The following is a 20689-nucleotide window of genomic DNA, read 5'->3' as shown; positions in this document are numbered from 1 at the left end:
TCACCAGCCCGACGAGGTGTAGACGACGGCGTCTGCCGACTCCTCGCCCCAGGCCAGTTCGCGGAGCAGCGCGGCCGTACCCTCCTCGGGGTCGATGAGCCTGACCCCGCGCCGGGCGTACTCGCGCCCGAGTTCGGGGGTCACCATGCCGGTGTGGCCGCCGGTCGGTGCCCACGGCCCCCAGTGCACGGTCAGGGCCCGCTGCCCGGTACGGGCCGCCCAGGCGGCGCCGAGGCTCTGGAGGGCGTCGTTGGCGGCGGCGTAGTCGGCCTGGCCCCGGTTGCCGAGGACTGCCGAGATACTGCCGAACAGGACGGCGAAGGCAGGCCTGTTGGGGAGCTGTTCCAGTGCCGTGAGCAGTGTTTCGGCGCCGGTGGTCTTCGTCCCGTAGACGCGCTGGAAGGACTCGGTGGTCTTCTCGGCGATGAGCCGGTCCTCGATCACCCCGGCCGCGTAGACGACCCCGTCGAGGCGGCCGTGTTCGGCGTGGATCTCCTTCACTGCCTGGAGCGCCGCGTCCTGTTCCCTGAAGTCGACGGAGTGGTAGCGGGCCGGGCTGCCGAGGGCCTTCAGTTCGTCGAGGGTGGCGGCGATCTCCCGTTGGGCGAGCAGGAGTTCGGTCTGACGGTTGATCTCGGCGGGGGCCAGTCCGCCTCGGGCGGCGAGGGCCGCGCGCAGTTCGGGCCGGGTACCGGCGGCTGCCGTGGCCGCGTCCTCCGGGCCCTCCGGTGCGGGCGTCCGGCCGAGCAGTTCGATCCGGCAGCGGGACGCGGACGCCAGCGCGGCGGCGAACTTCGCGGTGATGCCGCGCGCCCCGCCGACCAGCAGGACCACGCTGTCCCGGTCCAGCCCGATGGCGGCGGCCTCCGCGGCTCCGTCCCCGGCGGGTCCGGCGCCGGTGGTGCCGAGTGCGCCCAGCGGGGTCTCCACCAGCTCAAGTCCATGGCGCCCGGCGGCTGTTCGCAGGACGACCGGAGTGCGGTCGGAGGCGAGCAGCTCGCCGAGAAGTGCGTCGGCGACAGCGGCGGCACCCGTGTCGTCGCCGGCGAGGTCGATGATCCGCGCGTCCGTCTCCGGGTACTCCCGGGCGACCGTCCGGAAGAGCCCGTGCAGGCCGGCCGACCTCGACTCGGCCGGGCCGCCTTCCGCGGCCACCCGGACGGCGAACAGCCAGCGCGGCCCGAGCCCCAGGGCCGCCTTGAACACGGGGAACGCGTCGGGCAGCACCGGCGGCCGGGACAAGGCCAGCGGGTCGAGGTACAGCACCCCGTCAACCGGCCCGTCCGGTCCGTCCGCTCCCGTCAGCAGATGCTCGGGGCCCAGGACCACCGCGTCGGCGCCATACCCGGCGAGCCGCGCCGCGACCTCACGGGCCACCGTGCCGCCGTCGTCGTCACCGAGAAGCGCGAACCGCTTTCCGGCCAGCAGGGCGGCGGGGTCGACGGCCCCCGTCCCGTCGCCGGCGCTGTGCCCGTCCTGCTGCTCCAGCAGAACGGGCCGCAGCTGGAAGCGGATCGGCGCCTCACCGGTGGCCTCCGGGGACACCTCGGCCGCCTCCGGCCGGAGGGACTGCGGTGGGGCCAACTGTTCCTCGGCTTCGGCCGGCCCGGCGAGCCGCGCCGTCAGCCATCCGGTGATCGCGGCAGCCGTACGGGCCTTGGCGAGATCCTCCAACTCGGCATCGTCCAGCACGGTGAGATCCCCGCCACCCCCGACACCGAGCCGCTGCGCCAACTCACCAGCGATCTCAGCCCGCTTGATCGAATCGACACTGAGATCGGCCTCCAGATCGAGATCCGGCTCGATCATGTCCACGGGGTATCCGGTCCGCTCACTGATGATCTCCAGCACCACCCCCAGCACATCCGCCTCCGTGAACCCCGCGGCGGCAGAGGCAGGAGTGGGAGCAGGCGCGGGCTGTGACACGGCCGTCGTGAGCCGCGCCGCCAACCATGCCGTCACGGAAGCCGCCGTACGGGCCTTGGCGAGATCCTCCAACTCGGCATCGTCCAGCACTGTGAGATCCCCGCCACCCCCGACACCGAGCCGCTGCGCCAACTCACCGGCGATCTCAGCCCGCTTGATCGAGTCGACACTGAGATCGGCCTCCAGATCAAGATCCGGCTCGATCATGTCCACGGGGTATCCGGTCCGCTCACTGATGATCTCCAGCACCACCCCCAGCACATCCGCCTCCGTGAACCCCACGGCGGCAGGGGCGGGGGCCGGAGCAGGTGTGGGCACGGCATAGAGCGCGGGCGGATATGCGGGCGCGGGTGCCGTCTGCTGAACCTGGGCATGGTCCTGGGCCAGCCGCAGGGGTTCCGGTGCCGCCGGTCCGGGGATCCACTGGCCCGGTGTCGCGCCGAAGTACGTGAGGAGTACGTCCCGTTGGGCGGCGACCATCTCGCGGCTGGTGCGCAGGAACTCGGAGATCAGCGCGTCCCTGCCACCGGCCGGGCCGCCGTCCTGGTGATTCGCGGTCACTGTCGTCGTCTCCACTACGCGTCGGGCCGGCGCGAGCGCACCGGGGAGGAGGTCGCCGGCGGCGGTGCGGACCAGATGGCCGTCGACCGTCCAGCCGGGCCGCTTCGGGGCCTTGGTCCGGGTCGCGTCGACGGCGTCGCGCCCGTGGAACAGCCATCCGGTGCGCACCGGCAGCCCCGCGACGGCCAGTTGGGCCAGCGCGTCGAGCCAGCCGCGCAGTCCGCTGTCGGGCCGCGGTTCGCAGGCGACCGTGCGGTGCGGGCGGTCGCCGAGGATCTGGCCGACCAGCCGGGTCAGTACGGACCCGGGCCCGGCCTCGACGAAGATCCGGGCGCCCGCCTCGTACATGGCCTCGATCTGGGCGACGAAGCCGACCGGGGCACCGATCTGGGCGGCGAGTTCGGCACGCACCGCGTCGGCGTCGGCACCGTACGGAGCGGCCGTCCGGTTGGACCACACCGCGAACTCGGGAGCGCGTACCGGATGCCCGGCCAGTGCCGTCGCGAACCGCTCCCCGGCCCCGGCGACCAGGGGGCTGTGGAAGGCGCAGGCGACGGGGATGCGCTTCGCGCCGAGTCCGGCGGCGCGCAGCAGCCGTACGGCCTCGTCGACCGCTTCCGTCGGTCCCGAAATCACTGTCTGCTTGGGCGAGTTGTGGTTGGCGACGACGACCGAGGCGGGTGCGTCGGCGGCGCGCAGGGCGGCCGTGACGTCCTCGGCGCCCGCCGAGACCGCCGCCATGGTGCCCGGGTCGTCGCCGTTTGCCTCGCCCGCGGCCGAGAGGATCGCGGTCGCGCGCTGCGCGCTCAGCGCGAGGAGGGTCTCCGGGTCCAGGGCGCCGGCCGCGCTGAGGGCGACGAGTTCGCCGTAGCTGTGTCCGGCGGCCATGTCCGGGCGTACGCCTGCCGTGGTGAGGAGGGCGTGGGCGGCGAGGCCGGCGATGCCCAGGGCCGGTTGGGCGACGCGGGTGTCGGTGAGGGCGGTGTGCTGGCGGTCGCGGGTGGTGTCGTCGAAGGCGGTGGGCGGATAGAGGGCGTCGGCGTGGTCGCTGCCGAGTTCCAGGTAGTACTGGAGTTCGGGGAGGGCGACGAACACGTCGGCGAGCATCCCGGTCCGCTGGCTGCCCTGCCCGGGGAAGAGGAAGGCGACCTGGCCCGAGGTCTCCCGTCGGTTCTGCTGGTTCTGCGCGAGGTGGACGCCGGCGCGTGGATCGTGCTCTCCGGCCAGTGCGCGCCGCAGTTGCCCGACGAGCCCTGCCGTGTCCGTCGCCACGACCGCCACCTGCACGGATTCGTGGCGGGCGTCGGAGCGGCGCGAGGCGGCGAGCGCGAGATCGCGCAGTCGCCAGGAGGACTGCTCGTCCTCCGCCGCCTTCAGCACGTCCTCGATGGCCCGCCGGGCTCCCGCCGGGTCGGCCGCCCGGAACGTGAACAGTTCGGCGGGCCAGGTGTCGAGTCCGTGCGCGGGCGGGTCGGAGTCGGCGTAGGCCTCCAGCACCACATGGAAGTTGGTGCCACCGAAGCCGAACGCGCTGAGCCCCGCGAATCGTTCGCGTGCCGGAGCCGCCCAGGGCCGTGCCTGCCCGTGGAACACGAACGGGCTGCTGCCCTCCTCCCAGGCGGAGTTGGGCTTGCTGATGTGCAGGGTGGGCGGCTTGACCCCGGTGTGCAGGGCCAGCACGGTCTTGATGAGTCCGGCGAGTCCGGCGGCGCACTTGGTGTGCCCGATCTGCGACTTGACCGAACCGAGCGCGACGGCACCGGACTTGGCTCCGGCGTCGCCGAACACCTCGCTCAGGATGGCGAGTTCGGTGCGGTCGCCGACCACGGTCCCGGTGCCGTGCGCCTCGACGAGACCGACCTCGGCGGGCGACACCCCGGCGTTGCGGTACGCCCGTCGCAGCGCGGCCCGCTGTCCTTCGGGCCGGGGAGCGGTCAGCCCGAGGGAACGCCCGTCGCTGGAGCTGCCGACGCCCTTGATGACCCCGTAGATCCGGTCGCCGTCGCGCTCGGCGTCCGCCAGCCGCTTGAGCACGACACAGGCGACGCCCTCCCCCAGGGCGATCCCGTCCGCCGAGCTGTCGAAGGCGCGCGAACGCCCGGTCGGGGACAGGGCGTGCACGGAGGAGAAGAGCACGTAGTCGTTGATGCCGTTGTGCAGATCCGCTCCGCCGCACAGCACGACGTCGCTGGTCCCGCCCACAAGTTCCTTGCAGGCCACGTCGACGGCGGCCAGGGACGAGGCACACGCGGCGTCCACCGTGTAGTTGGCGCCGCCGAGGTCGAGCCGGTTGGCGATCCGGCCGGAGATGACGTTGGAGAGCATCCCGGGGAAGGAGTCCTCGGTGAGACGGGGCAGCTGGTCCGCGAGCCCGTCCGGGACCCTGCCGTAGTAGGAGGGCAGTACGGCTCGCAGCGTGCCCGCGTTGGACAGGTCGCTGCCGGCCTCCGCGCCGAAGACGACCGAGGTGCGCGAGCGGTCGAACTCCCGACCCCGGTCCCCGTATCCGGCGTGCGCCAGGGCCCGCCGGGCGGCTTCCAGTGCCAGCAGCTGGACGGGCTCGATGCTGCCGAGCGAGGTGGGCGGAATGCCGTACGACAGCGGGTCGAAGGGGATGCGGGGCAGGAAGCCGCCCCACTTGGACGGTGTGACGCCACCGTCCCCGGGCTCCTTCGCATAGTGCACGGCAGGATCCCAGCGGTCGGCCGGCACCTCCCCCACCGCGTCGTGGCCGCCCAGGACGTTCGCCCAGAAGGAGGCCAGGTCGGGCGCGTCCGGGAACATGCAGGCCATGCCCACGACGGCGACGTCGAGGGGTGCGGGCGCGGGAGTCTCCGCATCCTCCTCGGCCGCCTCCGGCACACCGAGCCGCTCTCGGAGCTCCGCCGCCCGCCGGGTGAGGAAGTCGGCGGCGCCGCCCGCCACGGAGTGGTGCAGCGCGTCGATGGTCGTGGTCGCGGAGCGCAGCACGGCCACTTCACCGGCCATGAACATGCCCTCGGCGAGCTGCCGTTGCTCGTCCACGGCCGCCAGTTCGCCGTCTGCGTCCCGCTCGATGCCCTTGCTGGCGATCCGCAGCCGACCGACGTTGAGCCGCTCCAGCTGCTCCCAGATCTGCCGCTCGGACACCTCGCTCGCCCTCAACTCCGCTTCGAACTCGCGGTAGTTGTCGCTGAACGGACTGGGTACGCACCGGGTGGCATGCCCGGGTGCCGTCTCCAGGAGCGCGGTAGTGGTGGCGTCGACGACCTGTCGCTGGAAGAGCGGCTGTACCGCTCCGCAGGCCACGGCCTCCTCGGTGAACAGATAGGCGGTGCCCATCAGCACCCCGACGGACGCACCGCGCGCGGTCAGCGGAGCGGCGAGGGCGGCGACCGTCGCGGCCGACCGCTCGTCATGGACGCCACCGGCGAAGAACACCTCGATCCGCTCGGCGTCACCGTCCGTCGCACCGGCCAAATAGTCCTCGATGACGGCGAGTTGGGCCTCCCAGAGCGGAAAGCTGCCGCGCGGCCCGACATGCCCGCCGCACTCGGACCCCTCGAACACGAACCGTCGTGCCCCGGCTTCCAGGAACTGCTTCAGCAGCCCCGGCGAGGGCACGTGCAGGAAGGTGCTGATCCCGGCCCGCTCCAGCGCCTCGGCCTGGGCGGGACGGCCGCCCGCGATGACGGCATGGGTCGGCCGCAGTTCCCGTACGGCTTCGAGCTGGGCGTTTCGCAGCTCCTCGGGTGCGAACCCGAGCACTCCGACACCCCAGGGCCGGTCGTCTCCGACGGCTTCCCGGGTCTCGGCCAGCATGGTCCGGGTCTGCTCGCCACTGGCGAGGGCCAGCGCGACGAACGGCAGCGCGCCGCTCCCCGCGACGGCGGCGGCGAACCCCGCCTGGTCGCTGACGCGGGTCATCGGCCCCTGGGCGACGGGGAGTCGAGTGCCCAGGGCCCGGCTCATCGGGGAACCGGCGCGCAACGCACGTACGGAACCGTCGCCCCGTACGACCTCCCGTACGACATCGCGCACCGCGTCGGTGAGGGCGCGGACCGTGCGGGCGGTGTCGCCCCAGTGGTCGGCGAAGCGGGCGGCGAGGAAGCCGTCCTGGCCGACCGGGAGGAGCTGGGTGCGCGGGTCCTGGGCGCCGAGCATCGCCGCGACCGCCGCCGGATCACCGGCCGGGACGGACGGGGCGTCGGGGCCGCGCCGGTGCAGTACGCGATGCCCGGCCACGACGACGGTTTCCGAGCCGTCCATCGAGCGCAGCGCGGCAGCCGTCGCCTCCGGCAGCGACGACTCGGCGAGCAGGGCGAGTTGGCTGTCGAGCACGACGCCCGCCGCTCCCCCGGCGACGGCGGCGGCGGCCGTACGGGGGCCGATGCCGCCGCGCGCCCAGACGGGGAGGTCGATGCCGGGTTCGGCGAGGAGCCGTTGCAGCAGGACGAAGGTGCTGAGGTCACCGATCCGGCCGCCGCCGTCGCTGCCCCGGGCGATCAGCCCGTGCGCACCGGCACGGACGGCCGCGAGGGCCTCCGTCAGGTCGGTGACCTCGACGAGGACACGGTGGCGGGCGGCGACCTCGGCGACCGGCCGGAACGCGTCGGCGGTGTCGGGGGCCAGGATCACGGTGTCCGGGCCGCCGTCGCCGACCAGGTCGGCGGGGGTGAGCCGGCAGTGGGGGCCGATCCGGACGCCGTAGCGGAAGCCGGGGGCGGAGGGAGCGGCGAGGCGGCGTATTCGCGCCAGCGCGTCTCTGGCTCTCCGGTCACCGAGGCCCAGGTCGAGTACCCCCAGGCCGCCCGCCCGGCTGACGGCGGCGGCGAGCCTGGCGTCGGGCTCGCCGAACGGGGTGACTCCAATGATCATGTCAACGGCGCGCACGGCAGACGTCATGATTCTCCGAAATATTCGGTGAAACTGCACGGTGGGGGTTTTGTGTGACGCGGACGCACTTCACCTCAAGGGGGAAACCAACGGGAAGCTAGCGCCGACATTACTCACGAGTCAACATGGCGTGGAACATTCCGTATGCGGCCGATTCCATTCGGCCACCGATGTCCAGCCGTCCCAAGTCGCGAAAAACCGCCCAATTCCAATCAGTTTCGACGTCACCGCAGACCCGGCGGCACGCCCTGCCCGTCAGCGAGCTGTCAGAAACCCCGTTTAATTCACTTCCGGATCACGCCTCGGAAACACGGCGGGCAGGCGGAGGAAACCTTGTAAATTCTTCATGTCGGCATCGCGGCGGCCGAATCCGGGCATGACTGAGAGGCCCGTTCGGCACGGCCAAAGACCCGTGCCCGGCGACACTGACAGACCATCTAATTCCACGCCCCCTTCCTGAACAAGAGGCAGGACACAACAGAACGAGCCGACCTTCCCGGCGAAAGCCCGGGGAGGTCGGCTCGTAACGAGGGCTGGGCGGTCGCTGTCAGGCCTTGACCTCGGACGCCTCCGACGCCTCGGACACCTCGGACGTCTCGGGAGCGAGGGCGTCCGGAGCCTCCTCGGCCGCCGAAGGGGCCGCCACCGGGCGGACCGGGATGAGGAAGGCGACGACCGCCGCCGCGAGGCCGACCCCGCAGCCGAGCATCATGGCGGCCCGGAATCCGGCCTCGGAGGGCAGTGCGAAGCCGCCGAAGTCGGTGGTCATCTGGGCCAGGACGACCCCGATGACGGCGGCCGAGACCGAGCTGCCGATCGAACGCATCAGGGTGTTGAAGCTGTTGGCGGAGGCGGTCTCGGACTGCGGGACCGCGCCCATGATGAGCGCGGGCATGGCGCCGTAGGCGAAGCCGACACCCGTGTTGCAGACGATGGTGACCGCGAGCAGTCCCCAGGTGGAGCCGGTGCCGACGAGCGGCAGGGAGATCCCGTACCCGATGGCGATGACCAGGCTGCCGACGGAGAGCGTGATCCTGGGGCCGGACTTGGCGGAGAGCATGGCGCCGAGCGGCGACATGACCATCATCATCAGGCCCGCCGGAGCCATCCACAGGCCCATGGCCAGCATGGACTCGCCGAGCCCGTAGCCGGTCTCCTTGGGCAGCTGCATCAGCTGGGGGATGACCAGGGCCTGGGCGTACATCGCGAACCCGACGAGGACCGAGGCCACGTTGGTCATCAGCACCTGCGGCCGGGCGGTCACGCGCAGGTCGACCAACGGCTCGGTGTTGCGCAGCTCCCACCAGCCCCAGGCCAGCAGCACGACCACGGCGACGGCGAACAGCCCGAGGGTGGTACCGCTGCCCCAGCCCCAGTCGGCGCCCTTCAACACGGCGAGGAGAAGGCAGACGAGCGCGGTGCCGAGACCGATCGCACCGAGCACGTCGAAGCGCCCGGAGGAGGTGTTCTCGCGCCCGGCGGGCACGAAGACCGAGATCAGCGTGGCGACGGCGAGGGACAGTGCGGCCACGACCCAGAACAGCACCCGCCAGCTGGCGTTCTCGGCGATCGCCGCGGAGAACGGCAGCCCGAGCGCGCCGCCGACACCCATGGACGCGCTCATGATCGCGATGGACGAACCGAGCTTCTCCGCCGGTACGACGTCACGCAGCAGGCTGATGCCCAGGGGTACGACGCCCATGCCCATGCCCTGGAGTCCGCGCCCGGCGATCATCGGGAGCACGGAGGAGGACAGCGCACAGAGGACGGATCCCAGGATGAGCGGCACGAGCGAGACGAGCAGCATGCGCTTCTTGCCGTACATGTCACCGAGTCGGCCGGCGACCGGGGTCACGACCGCGGCGGCCAGCAGGGTCGCGGTGATCACCCAGGAGGCGTTCGAGGCGGAGGTGTCGAGCAGGCTCGGCAGCTCCCCGATCAGCGGGACCACCAGGGTCTGCGTGATCGCGGCCACGATGCCGGCGAAGGCGAGGATGCCGACAACCCTGCCGGAGCCGGCGTCGGGCTTGGAACTGTCCACTGGGTTGCTCCCTCACGAGTGATGTGCATGATGCACGAGAAGTGCATCATACATATCGCCGGTGAACGCACTAACTTGGGAGAGGGTCCGCCGAGGGGAAGACCCGTTCAGGAGCCGAAGGAAGCAGCCGCATGGACAAGCCCATGGACGACCGTGTCGACAACGACTCGAACGACGACGTGGACAAACCCGTCGATCTGATCGAGTTCGAGATGATGCTCCTCGGTCGGCACATGCACCTGCTCTCACCGAAGGCGCGGGGCGCGGTGGGGCGGCTCGACCGCAGCGCCTACATCCTCCTCAGCCGTATCCAGGCCGAGGGGCCGATGTCCATCGGCCAGCTCAGCGCCGCGTTCGGCCTCGACGCGTCCACGCTCAACCGGCAGACCGCCGCGATGCTCCGGGCCGGAATCGTCGTACGCATCCCCGACCCCGAAGGGGGCATGGCACGCAAGTTCGCCATGACGGAGGAGGGCGGGCGCCGGCTGGCCGCCGACCGCGCGGAGAACCTGGAGGGTCTGGGCAAGGTGATGGCCGACTGGACGGCGGCGGAGGTCGCGGACTTCGCCGCCCACCTGAGCCGCCTCAACCGCGACGTGGAACAACTGGACGGACGGCCGTGGCCGCGGGAATGAGCGACGCCGCCCGCAAGTGGTGAACGGTCGCTCACGCTTGAATCGTGAACGACCTCCGGCATGAATTGCCCCTGGCATGGGCAGAGTTGGGGTGCGCCGACCGTCCCGCGCCGCACTCCGGGAGGCAGCCCCGCCATGCGCTCCACGCCGGATGTCCCCGAACCTTTCCGCCGTACCGTCGCCCGCCGGGTCGTCGTCACCGGCCTGGGCGCCGTCACCCCGCTCGGCGTCGGAGTCCCCGACCTCTGGCGGGGACTCCTCGAAGGCCGGTGCGCGATAAGGGAGTTGACCGGCGAGGAGTTCACCGGCCTGCCGGTCCGCGCGGCGGGCACGGTCTCCGTCGACCTGGCCGGCCTGCTCCCCCGACCCCAGGCCCGCCGGATGAACCGGGCCGCGCAGTTCGGCGTACTGGCGGCGCGGGAGGCCTGGCGGGACGCGGGCTTCGACGGTTCGGGCACGGCGGCGAGCGGTCTGTCCCCCGACCGTGTGGGGGTGTCGGTGGGCGCGATCCTCGGCGACGCGTCCATCCTCGTCGGCGGCGACCGCAGCCTGCGTGAGAAGGGCCCCCGGGCGGTCTCGCCGCTCACCACCCCCATGACGGTGCCGTCGCAGGCGGCGTCCCAGATCTCACTGGCCCTGCGCATCACGGGCGAGGCCCGCACGGTGACCAGCGCCTGCGCGTCGGGCACGGAGGCGATCGGCCAGGCCATCGACCGCATCCGGTACGGCCATGTCGACGTCGCCCTCGCGGGAGGCGCCGAGGCCGTCGTCACCCCGGCGATCATGGCGTCGTTCGCCGCGATGCGCGCCCTGTCGACGCGCCCCGCCGGGGATCTGCCGTCCCGCCCCTTCGCCAGGGACCGGGACGGTTTCGTGAACGGCGAGGGCGCGGGTTTTCTGCTCCTGGAGTCCGAGGAGCACGCACGGGCGAGGGGCGCCCGCGTCTACTGCGAGGCGGCCGGCTGGGGCCTGTCCGCCGACGCCCACCACATGGCCGCACCCGACCCGTCCGGCACCGGAGTGGCGCTGGCCCTCCACCGGGCTCTGTGGGACGCCGGAGGCAGCCCCGCCGACGTGGTCCACGTCAACGCGCACGCCACGTCCACGATCGACGGCGACCTGGCGGAGGCGAACGCGCTGCGAGCGGTACTGGGCACCACCCCGGCCCCCGTCACGGCCCTCAAGGGCCACCTCGGCCACCTCCAGGGCGCCGCGGGCGGGGTGGAGGCGGTGGCCACGGTCCTGACCCTGCACCACGGCACGATCCCGCCGACGATCGGCTGCGCGGAGGGCGAGCAGGACGAGGCGATCGACCTGGACGTGGTCCGGGGACGCCCGCGCGCTCTGCCCGGGCACGGCGATCTGGCGCTCAGCAATTCGTTCGGGTTCGGTGGGCACAACGCGGTGCTGGCGCTGCGGGGGCGCTCTGCCGGATAGGCGGTTCATCGGCCGCCCGGAGCGGGGAGCGAAAGAGATCACGCCGAACGTCTGCGGGTGGCCGTCTTCTTGGCCGCCGCCTTCTTCGCCGGGGTCTTCTTGGCCGCGCTGGTCGACTTGTTGCCGGTGGTGGTCTTCTTGGCTGCGGCCTTCTTCGCCGTGGAGGTCGACTTCTTCCCGGTGTCCGCCTTGGGCGCCGCCTTCGAAGCGGCAGCCGTACGACGCCCACGCAGGGGCTTGACCTCCCCCTGCTCCTCGACGGCTTCGCCGCGCGACTCCTTGGCCTCCCGGACGCTCTTCTCCAGCGCGGCCATCAGATCGAGCACCTTGCCGCCCCCGCTCGGCGCCGGGGCCTGCGGAGCCTCCTCACCGGCGGCCTTCGCGGCGATGAGTTCCTCGACGGCTTCGCGGTAGTCGTCGTGCAGGTCGGCGAGGTCGACCTCGCCGAGGGTGGCCATGAGGGCGTCGGCGAGATCGAGCTCCTGGTCCCGCACAGTGACGCCGGCATCCGGGGCGACACCGTCCGTGGCCCGGATCTCGTCGGGCCAGAGCAGCCCGTGCATGGCGATGACGTCGTCCACGACCCGCAGCATGCCGAGCCGCTCCCGCCCCCGGAGCGCGAACTTGGCGATGGCGACCTTCTTGCTGCGCTTCAGGGCCTCGCGCAGCAGGGTGTAGGGCTTGGCGGCCGGGACCCCGTTCGCGGAAAGGTAGTAGGCGGTGTCCATCTGCAGCGGATCAATACGGTCACCGGGCACGAAGGCGACGATCTCGATGGTCCTGGCGGTGGGCAGGGGCAGCGACGCCAGATCGTCGTCGGTGATCGGGATCATCGTCCCGTCGGCACCCTCGTACGCCTTGCCGATCTCGTCCCCCCGGACCTCCCGGTCCTCCATCTCGCACACCTTGCGATAGCGGATGCGCCCGCCGTCCTCGACATGGATCTGCCGGAAGGAGATCGAGTGGCTCTCGGTGGCGTTGACGAGCTTGATCGGGATGCTGACCAGCCCGAAGGAGATGGCGCCGTTCCATATGGATCGCACGAGGGAACCTTCCTCCGGTCCTCCAGGGACGCTTTGCCCCGCTTTCATGGGATTCTCATCGTATGACGCCGATCACGGAGGTGGAGGGGCGAAGGGTGGCCCTCTCCAACCTGGAGAAGGTGATCCACCCGGCGACAGGCTTCACCAAGGGCGAGCTGCTCCACTACTACGCCACCACGGCGGACGTCCTCCTCCCCCACCTCCACGACCGCCCGGTCTCCTTCCTCCGCTACCCGGACGGCCCCGACGGCCAGGTCTTCTTCGCCAAGAACGTGCCGCCGGGTACGCCCGACTGGGTCACGACGGCGGAGGTTCCGCGCTCGGAGGGCCCGGCGCACATGGTCCTGATCCAGGATCTGCCGAGCCTCATGTGGGCGGCGAACCTGGTCACGGAGTTCCACACCCCGCAGTGGCTGATCGACGCCCCCGGCGAGGCCGACCGCCTGGTCCTCGACCTGGACCCCGGCCCTCCGGCGACGATCGTGGAGTGCTGCGAAGTGGCGCTCTGGCTACGGGAGCGGCTGGCGGCGGACGGGATCGAGGCGTACGCGAAGACGTCCGGCTCGAAGGGCCTGCACCTCCTGACAGCGCCGGCGAACCGCACCCCGTCCCGCGAGATCACGGCGTACGCGAAGGAACTGGCGGTCGAGGCGGAACGCGCCCTCCCCCACCTGGTCGTCCACCGTATGACCCGCAGCCTGCGCCCCGGGAAGGTCTTCGTCGACTACAGCCAGAACGCGGCCCGGAAGACCACGGCGACGCCGTACACCCTCAGGGCGCGCGCCGAGCCGACGGTGTCCGCGCCGGTGACGTGGGAGGAGGTGGCGGGATGCACGGATCCGGCCCAACTCGCCTTCCGCGCACCGGACATCGGCCCCCGGCTCCGGACACACGGAGACCTGCTGGCACCTCTGCTGAGGGACTGACCCGACCGGGGGCCAGGGGTCACGACCGGGGGTACGGGGCCATGCGCGCCCTGTCCCGCCGCCCGCTCCCGGCACGGCGAACCCCCTGTCGCCCCTACACCCGCTCCCAGGCCCCCCGGTCCCGGGCCACCGCGTGCAGCGCCTCCACATCCGCGGGCTTCAGCACACCCCCCAGCCGCGTCAGCCCCGAGAGATCCGTGTCCTGGAGGACCCTGACCTCCCGCAGCGGGACCGTGATCCTCAGGTCGGCCGGGCCGGCCAGGGCCAGGACCGGGTGGACCTCGGCCGTCAGCACGTACGAGGCCCGGTCGGCGTCCGAACGCACCCGGCGGAGCAGTGGGCGCGGGTCCCGGCGGCCCAGGGAGACCATCGGGTCGGCGACCAGTACCCGCTGCTTACGGGCGTACAGCGTGTGCACCGCGAACAGGCCTCCCGGGCCTATCACCAGGTGGTGGATCCGGTCGCCGCCGGGGAGCGGGAGCGAGTGCAGGGTGTGCCAGCCCGCCCCCTCCAGCGCCTCCAGGGCGTCGCCCACCGCCTGTTCCGCCGCCAGGGCACGCCGTCGGGGGTCCGGGCGGAGGCGGTGGGGCGGGCCCGGGTCGCGGTCCAGGGCGATCTGGAGGGCCTCGCCGGGACGGTTCGGGGCCAGGTCGTCGTCGGGGTGGAGGGAGAGGCGGGCCAGTTCCGCCGGGGTCGGGACCGGGGGCGGGCCGACCGTCACCGGTCCCGTCAGGAACGGGCCCAGGGCCTCCAGTACGTCCTCTCTGAGGTCGTCGCTCAGCAGGTTCACCCGGGACGACTCAGGGTCGTACCAGGCGACGTTCCGCCCGTCCGTCAGACACACGTACAGCCGTTCGTGGCCCTGGCGCCAGGCCGGTACGACGCGCAGTCCGCTCATCCACCATCACCCCAATCCCCGCATGGCCATGGGAACAGGCGGGGTGCTGCCGGGGCAAGGACCCGGTTACCTTTGAAGGGAGTTGGGGCGGATTCGGTTGCCCGGGTGGGGGGAGGCGGCGTAGTTGCGGACCCGCAGGAAGGAGCCCGACGTGCCCGCTCCGGGCGAGCCGTGGAGCGAGATCGTGCCCGGGCTGTGGATGGGTGGACACGAGTTCACCCGTCGCCCGGGGGAGATCGAGTTCGCCGTCGTGCACGATGAGTTCGACCTGGTCATGACCCTGCTCAGGCTGCCCGGCTACGGGCCCGACCCCGGCGTCGAGCATCTTGTGTGGTCCATCCCGGACGGGCCGCTCGACGGGACCCAGCTCGCCGGTGTGATCCGGCTCGCCGAGGCCGTGTGCGCCGCGCTGGAGGACGGGCGCAAGGTCCTCGTGCGCTGCTACAGCGGCTACAACCGCTCGGGGCTCGTCGTCGCGCACGCCCTCGTCCTCGACGGGCACGACACCGAGGAGGCGATCCGTCTCATCAGATCCCGCCGCTCCCCCTGGGCCCTGCACAACGAGCGGTTCGTGGAGTATCTGCGGACCGGCCTGTCCACGGCCCGGCTGCTGGAGGAACTCGCGGAGTAACCCGCCCCGCAAAATGCGAATTCCCTGCGAATAAGGTGTCGTGTGTCGTGTACGAGACGACCTCGCCCGCCATACCCTTCCCGACGCCGACGCAGGAGTGCAGTGGACGCCAGCCGCACCTCCCGCGCCACCCTCGCCGCCGTCACCCTCGCCCTCGTCACCTCCGCCTGCGGTGACGCCGGTGGGCTGCGCGGTGCCGGGCCGACCGCCACCGCCGTCAGCCCCGCCCGGCTCTGGCCCGAGCTGCCCGCCGCCTCCAGCCCCGCCTGGGACTACGGCGAGGCCGAGACCGAGACCGTCAAGGGCATCACCGCCCCCGGCGACGACATCCACAAGGTCGACCCGGTGGCCGTCGTACGGGCGGAGATCGCCAGGCACGCCGACACCTACACCGCCGAAGGCTCCCCGTACGCCGGGACGGTCGCCGGGATGGCCGCCTGCGGCCGCAAGAGCGACGGCAGCGGCGGTACCGGCGCCTGTCCCGTCCTCAAGGCCTACTACCGCGACCTGACCGGCGACGGCCGCGACGACATGGCCCTCGGTTTCCGGCTGCTGCCGGGCAACGGAACGGCCGTACGCGTGTACACCTTCCAGCGGCACAGGCTCGTGCAGATCATGGCGAACGACGACGCCGTGACCGCCGTGGAACTGGCCGGCCGGGCCGTGATCATCCGCTCGCCGTCGCAGATCCCCGGGTACGAGTACCGCACCCAGTGGACCTGGGACGCCGACCAGAAGGCGATGCTGCTCACCCGGGACGAGTTCCTCCGTACCGGCGAACCCAAGCACCTCCCCTCCCCCCTGCCCTCCTCTTCCGCGAGCGCCCGATGAGGGTCTCGCTGCCCGGGTGGGCAGGCACCCTCGCCGCCAAGGCCGCGCTGTTCATCACCGGGATGTGCTGCGCCCTCGCCGCCCTGCTCGGCGTCCTCGTGCATGTCTCGGTGACCCACCAGACCGTCGACCAGGCCCGCGACCGTGCCCTGTCACGGCTCGTGGAGGCCACGGCGGCGTACGAGGCCGGGGACGCCCTGCGGCCGCACACCGGGATCGATCCCGAGGGTCTGCCGAAGGCGCTGCGGAATCTCGCGGCGGCCGGGGAACGCGGCACGATGGTCAGCGACCACGACGGCGTGCCGACGATGTGGGCGGCCGGTCCTGCGGACGGCGGGCACGCGCTCGCCGTGGCCCTCGACTACTCGCAGAGCGCCCGTACGATCGAGGGCCTCGACCGGGCGATCCTGTGGTCGTCGGGCCTCGCCATCGGCGCGACGCTGCTGGTCGGCGCGTTCGCGGTGACCCGGGTGACCCGTCGGCTGCACGCGACCGCCCAGGTGGCCCGCCGGATCAGCGCCGGCGACCTGGACGCCCGCGTCGGCGACGCCCGTACGCAGGACCCGAACCGCTCGCCCGACGAGGTCGCCGCCGTCGCCGCCGCCCTCGACACCATGGCCGCCTCGCTGCAACGCAAACTGCTCAGCGAGCAGCGCTTCACCGCCGACGTGGCCCACGAACTGCGCACCCCGCTCACCGGACTGCACGCGGCGGCCGAACTGCTGCCGTCCGGACGGCCGACCGAGCTGGTCAGGGACCGGGTCGCCGCGCTGCGTACGCTCACCGAGGACCTGCTCGAAATCTCCCGGCTGGACACGGGCAAGGAGCGGCTGGAGGCCGACACCGAGGCACTCGGCGCCCTCGCCGAACGGGTCGTACGGGCTTCCGGGGCCACCGGGGCCGACACGGAGATCGTCGTCGCCCGTGACGCCCTCGTCGACACCGACCGGCGCCGTCTCGAACGGGTGCTCGGGAATCTGGTCGCCAACGCCCACCGGCACGGCCGTACGCCCGTGACGCTGACCGTCGACGGGCCGGTCGTGACCGTGCGGGACCACGGCGACGGTTTCCCGGAGTACCTGGTGGAGCACGGGCCCCAGCGGTTCCGTACCGAGGGCGGAGCGACCGGACACGGGCTCGGGCTGACGATCGCGTTGGGCCAGGCGGAGGTACTGGGCGCCCGGCTCACCTTCGCCAACATGCCGGAGAGTGACGGCGGTGGCGCTCTGGCGACGCTCACTCTGGCCGAATCACGGGGGCCCGCCACCAACGGCCCAGCGTGACGGGCGCCTTACACGACCCGCTCCTAGCGTGGCGGTTAGTCAGCTCTGTCCTGCCAAAGGAGCCCACATGTCACCGCGGACCACCCTGACCCGCCTCGGCATAGCCGCCGCCACCACCGCACTCTCCGTCGGCGCCGTCACCCCGGCACTCGCGAACCCCGCCGACGACGACTGGGGCACCAGCTGGAACCAGCAACAGCAGAACAGCCAGAGCCAGAACAGCCAGAGCAACCAGAACACCAACGACGGCGGCGGCCAGCAGCAGCAGCCGAGCGGCAACAGCTGGAACCAGCAGAACAGCAACCAGCAGAGCAACAGCGGCGACTGGGGCCAGCACAACAACACCAGCACCAGCAACGCCGTCCTCTACAAGGGGATCGTCATCGCCAACGGCGGACTGCGGCTGCGCAGCGCGCCGAACCGCGGCAGCGCGATCATCCGGGTCGCCCCGCAGGGCTCCATCGTCAACATCTTCTGCAAGGTCGGCGGCGAGAACGTCGACGGCAACTCGCTCTGGTACCTCCTCACGGACGGCACCTGGGCCTGGGGCGCCGCCCGCTACATCGACAACATCGGCGCCGCGCCGCGCTTCTGCTGACCCGGCAGACACAAGCCGCAGCCCATAGGTCACATCGGCCAATATTTTGTGAACTTTGGGTATGTTCCGGACATGACGAAGCCCGGAACCACCGTGGCGGCGGAGTACGAGGAATCCCCGAGGCCCTGGCTCTCGGAGCCCGCCGATCCCTCCGCTCCCGCCCCGCGCGTCCCCCGGCGCCGTGGCATCGAACTGGCTCTCCTCGTCGTCGCCGTCCTCCTCTCCGTGTACGGCTACTGCGACGTGGGCCTCGCGAAGAACGGCACCGTCCCGCCCGGCGCCGCCGGTTACGGCGCCGGGCTCGGCGTACTCGCGCTCCTCGCCCATCTCGCGGTGCGCCGGCGCGCCCCCTGCGCCGACCCGCTCCTGCTGCCCATCGGCGTGCTGCTCAACGGCCTCGGTCTGGTCCTCATCTACCGGCTCGACCTGGAGACACCGGGGCACCGGGCCGCCCCCGCCCAACTCGTCTGGTCCACGGTCGGCGTGGCGCTGTTCATCGTGGTCGTCGTCCTGCTGCGCGACCACCGTGTCCTCCAGCGGTACGCGTACGTCTGTGTGGCCGCCGCCCTCGTCCTGCTCACCCTCCCGATTTTCTTCCCGGCGGTGAACGGGGCCCGCATCTGGATCCGGATCGCCGGATTCTCCTTCCAGCCGGGCGAGTTCGCGAAGGTGCTGCTGGCGGTGTTCTTCGCCGCGTACCTCGCCGCCAACCGGGGCGCGCTCGCGTACACGGGCCGCCAGATCTGGCGGCTGCGCCGTCTCCAGCTCCCCACCGGGCGCGTCCTCGGCCCGATCGTCGCGATCTGGCTGATCAGCGTCGGCGTACTCGTCCTGGAGCGCGATCTCGGCACCTCGCTCCTCTTCTTCGGCCTCTTCGTGGTCATGCTGTACGTCGCCACGGGCCGCACCGGCTGGATCGCGGTCGGCCTGTCGCTGGCCGCGCTGGGCGCGTTCGCCGTCGGCACGCTCGAACCGCATGTCCACAGCCGCGTGGAGGACTGGCTGCACCCGTTCGCGACGATCGAGGCCGGTCAGGGTCCCAACCAGCTCTCCCAGTCGCTGTTCGCGTTCGCGGCGGGCGGCATGCTCGGCACGGGCCTGGGTCTCGGCCACTCGATCCTGATCGGTTTCGCGGCCAAGTCGGACTTCATCCTGGCGACGGCGGGCGAGGAACTGGGCCTGGCCGGCCTCTCCGCGATCGTCATCCTGTACGCCCTCCTCGTGGAGCGCGGCTACCGGGCCGGCCTCTCCCTGCGCGACCCCTTCGGCCGGCTGCTCGCCGTCGGCCTCGCCTCGATCGTGGCGCTCCAGGTGTTCGTGATCGCGGGCGGGGTGTCTGGCCTCATCCCGCTCACCGGCATGGCGATGCCGTTCCTGGCGCAGGGGGGCTCGTCCGTGGTCACCAACTGGATCATCGTGGCGCTGTTGATCCGGATCAGCGACTCGGCCCGGCGGCAGCACGACGAGGCCGACGACGGGCAGCGCACACCATGACAAGACCACCGGAACGGGTTCGGAAACCACGGCAGATGACCCGCTGCATCAAGCACGCAGCCGTCTTCTGCGCCCTGCTGCTCCTCGCGCTCCTCGTCAACATCACCCGCGTCCAGGTCGTCCAGGCCCAGCGCTACGACGACAACACGGCCAACCGCCGCCAGGTGATCGCCCGTTACGGCCAGCCGCGCGGCGCCATCCTGGTCGGACACCGGCCGGTCACCGGGTCCGCCGACACCGGGGAGCAGCTCCGCTACGAACGGACGTACAAGAACGGCCCGTTGTACGCCCCGGTCACCGGCTTCGCCTCCCAGGTGTACGGCACGACGTTCCTGGAGCACGCGGAGGACGGCATCCTGTCGGGCACCGACCCGCTGCTCTCCCCGTTCCCGCTGTGGAACGACGTGACGCGCGCGCAGAACCCCGGCGGCAAGGTGGTGACCACCATCGACCCGGCCGCCCAGCAGGCCGCCTACGAGGGTCTCGGCGGGCGCAAGGGTGCGGTGGCGGCGGTGGAGCCGTCGACCGGGCGCATCCTGGCCCTGGTCTCCGCGCCCTCGTACGACCCGGCGGTCCTGTCCGGCAACGGGCGTTCCGTGGAACGGAGTTGGCGGCGGCTGAACGGCGATCCGGACAAGCCGATGCTCAACCGGGCGGTGCGGCAGACCTATCCGCCGGGTTCGACGTTCAAGGTGGTCACGGCGGCGGCGGCCCTGGACGCGGGGGTGGTCACCGATCTGGACGAGCCGACCCGCTCCCCCGACCCGTACCGTCTCCCCGGCACGTCCACGGCGCTGACGAACGAGGGCGACGGGTGTGCGGACGTCTCTCTGCGGGAGGCGTTCACCTGGTCGTGCAACACGGTCTTCGCCAAGCTGGGCGTGGATGTGGGCGTCGCCGAACTGGCTGCCACGGCGGACGGCTTCGGCTTCAACGACGGGGGGCTGCGCATCCCCTTCTCGGTCGCGCGGAGCACCTTCGACCGCCATGTCGACAAGGCGCAGCTGGCGTTGTCCGCGATCGGCCAGTACAACACGCGGGCGACTCCGTTGCAGATGGCGATGGTCGCGGCGGCTGTGGCAGGCGGCGGCCAGGTGCCCTCTCCTTACCTGGTGGAGCGGACAACGACCGCGCGCGGCACGACGGTTGCCGCCTCGGGCGTACGCAGCCGGCTCCGGGCGATGCATCCGGCGACCGCCGTACGGATGCGCGAGCTGATGCGGGACGTCGTGGAGCGGGGCACCGGCACGAACGCGGCGATCCCCGGCGCCACCGTCGGCGGCAAGACCGGCACCGCCCAGCACGGCGTCGGCAACTCCGGTACGCCGTACGCCTGGTTCATCTCCTGGGCGCAGGGCGAACGGGACGTCGAGCCGACGGTGGCCGTCGCGGTGGTGGTCGAGGACGCCTCCGCCGACCGTACGGACATCAGCGGGGGCGGGACGGCGGCGCCGATCGCGCGGGCGGTGATGGAGGCGGTGCTCGAAAGGTGAGAAAAGGGGGTGCGGGA

13 protein-coding genes are annotated in these 20689 nt (G+C 71.9%); 9 read left to right on the top strand and 4 right to left on the bottom strand.

Annotated elements, in window-relative coordinates; all coding sequences use genetic code 11:
* Entirely contained in the window at positions 1-7344 is a 7344-nt protein-coding gene (locus tag OHN74_RS29835) for an SDR family NAD(P)-dependent oxidoreductase (RefSeq protein ID WP_327697668.1), read from the bottom strand.
* Between the two features lie 565 nt (positions 7345-7909).
* Complete coding sequence (locus tag OHN74_RS29830) at positions 7910-9403, bottom strand: MFS transporter (protein WP_327697667.1); 1494 nt, start codon at positions 9401-9403, stop codon at positions 7910-7912.
* A gap of 179 nt (positions 9404-9582) precedes the next feature.
* On the opposite strand from OHN74_RS29830, the gene OHN74_RS29825 reads away from it, so the two are divergent.
* On the top strand, positions 9583-10038 hold the full coding sequence (locus tag OHN74_RS29825; RefSeq protein WP_327700328.1) for a MarR family winged helix-turn-helix transcriptional regulator: 456 nt from the start codon (positions 9583-9585) through the stop codon (positions 10036-10038).
* 135 nt (positions 10039-10173) lie between these two features.
* A complete protein-coding gene (locus OHN74_RS29820; protein WP_327697666.1) occupies positions 10174-11475 on the top strand; it encodes a beta-ketoacyl-[acyl-carrier-protein] synthase family protein in 1302 nt (433 codons plus the stop codon).
* 38 nt (positions 11476-11513) lie between these two features.
* Here OHN74_RS29820 and ku read toward each other — a convergent pair whose 3' ends face one another.
* Positions 11514-12518, bottom strand: coding sequence for a non-homologous end joining protein Ku (gene ku / locus OHN74_RS29815; protein ID WP_443060469.1), 1005 nt, complete (start codon positions 12516-12518; stop codon positions 11514-11516).
* A gap of 62 nt (positions 12519-12580) precedes the next feature.
* On the opposite strand from ku, the gene ligD reads away from it, so the two are divergent.
* Complete coding sequence (gene ligD / locus OHN74_RS29810) at positions 12581-13444, top strand: non-homologous end-joining DNA ligase (RefSeq protein ID WP_327697664.1); 864 nt, start codon at positions 12581-12583, stop codon at positions 13442-13444.
* 94 nt (positions 13445-13538) lie between these two features.
* On the opposite strand, the gene OHN74_RS29805 is transcribed toward ligD, so the two are convergent.
* Positions 13539-14342 carry a nuclease-related domain-containing protein gene (locus tag OHN74_RS29805; protein ID WP_327697663.1) on the bottom strand — a complete coding sequence of 268 codons (804 nt, stop codon included), beginning with the start codon at positions 14340-14342 and terminating at the stop codon, positions 13539-13541.
* Between the two features lie 124 nt (positions 14343-14466).
* On the opposite strand from OHN74_RS29805, the gene OHN74_RS29800 reads away from it, so the two are divergent.
* The 6 genes from OHN74_RS29800 to OHN74_RS29775 all read left to right on the top strand — a co-directional run bounded on the left by OHN74_RS29800 (position 14467) and on the right by OHN74_RS29775 (position 20672).
* Entirely contained in the window at positions 14467-14973 is a 507-nt protein-coding gene (locus OHN74_RS29800; protein ID WP_327697662.1) for a protein-tyrosine phosphatase family protein, read from the top strand.
* A 102-nt stretch (positions 14974-15075) separates the two neighbouring features.
* Positions 15076-15804 carry a hypothetical protein gene (locus OHN74_RS29795; protein WP_327697661.1) on the top strand — a complete coding sequence of 243 codons (729 nt, stop codon included), beginning with the start codon at positions 15076-15078 and terminating at the stop codon, positions 15802-15804.
* Positions 15801-17087, top strand: coding sequence for a HAMP domain-containing sensor histidine kinase (locus OHN74_RS29790; RefSeq protein ID WP_327697660.1), 1287 nt, complete (start codon positions 15801-15803; stop codon positions 17085-17087). Before OHN74_RS29795 ends, OHN74_RS29790 begins: the two co-directional genes overlap by 4 nt.
* 67 nt (positions 17088-17154) lie before the next feature.
* Positions 17155-17685 carry an SH3 domain-containing protein gene (locus tag OHN74_RS29785; RefSeq protein ID WP_327697659.1) on the top strand — a complete coding sequence of 177 codons (531 nt, stop codon included), beginning with the start codon at positions 17155-17157 and terminating at the stop codon, positions 17683-17685.
* 72 nt (positions 17686-17757) lie between these two features.
* Positions 17758-19179, top strand: a complete 1422-nt coding sequence (locus OHN74_RS29780) for an FtsW/RodA/SpoVE family cell cycle protein (RefSeq protein ID WP_327697658.1) — start codon at positions 17758-17760, stop codon at positions 19177-19179.
* A 35-nt stretch (positions 19180-19214) separates the two neighbouring features.
* Complete coding sequence (locus tag OHN74_RS29775) at positions 19215-20672, top strand: penicillin-binding transpeptidase domain-containing protein (protein ID WP_327697657.1); 1458 nt, start codon at positions 19215-19217, stop codon at positions 20670-20672.
* The last annotated feature ends 17 nt before the right edge of the window (positions 20673-20689 follow it).

Origin of the sequence: Streptomyces sp. NBC_00459, from assembly GCF_036013955.1 — a bacterium.
Classification (GTDB): domain Bacteria; phylum Actinomycetota; class Actinomycetes; order Streptomycetales; family Streptomycetaceae; genus Streptomyces.
The sequence above is the reverse complement of the archived record's forward strand: the minus strand, read 5'-3'. Positions and strand labels throughout refer to the sequence as shown.

Coding starts and splice junctions, on each gene's coding strand:
- OHN74_RS29790 (WP_327697660.1), top strand. CDS start 15,801: ATGAGGGTCTCGCTGCCCGGGTGGGCAGGCACCCTCGCCGCCAAGGCC.
- OHN74_RS29775 (WP_327697657.1), top strand. CDS start 19,215: ATGACCCGCTGCATCAAGCACGCAGCCGTCTTCTGCGCCCTGCTGCTC.
- OHN74_RS29785 (WP_327697659.1), top strand. CDS start 17,155: ATGTCACCGCGGACCACCCTGACCCGCCTCGGCATAGCCGCCGCCACC.
- ligD (WP_327697664.1), top strand. CDS start 12,581: ATGACGCCGATCACGGAGGTGGAGGGGCGAAGGGTGGCCCTCTCCAAC.
- OHN74_RS29820 (WP_327697666.1), top strand. CDS start 10,174: ATGCGCTCCACGCCGGATGTCCCCGAACCTTTCCGCCGTACCGTCGCC.
- OHN74_RS29835 (WP_327697668.1), bottom strand. CDS start 7,344: ATGATCATTGGAGTCACCCCGTTCGGCGAGCCCGACGCCAGGCTCGCC.
- OHN74_RS29780 (WP_327697658.1), top strand. CDS start 17,758: ATGACGAAGCCCGGAACCACCGTGGCGGCGGAGTACGAGGAATCCCCG.
- OHN74_RS29805 (WP_327697663.1), bottom strand. CDS start 14,342: ATGAGCGGACTGCGCGTCGTACCGGCCTGGCGCCAGGGCCACGAACGG.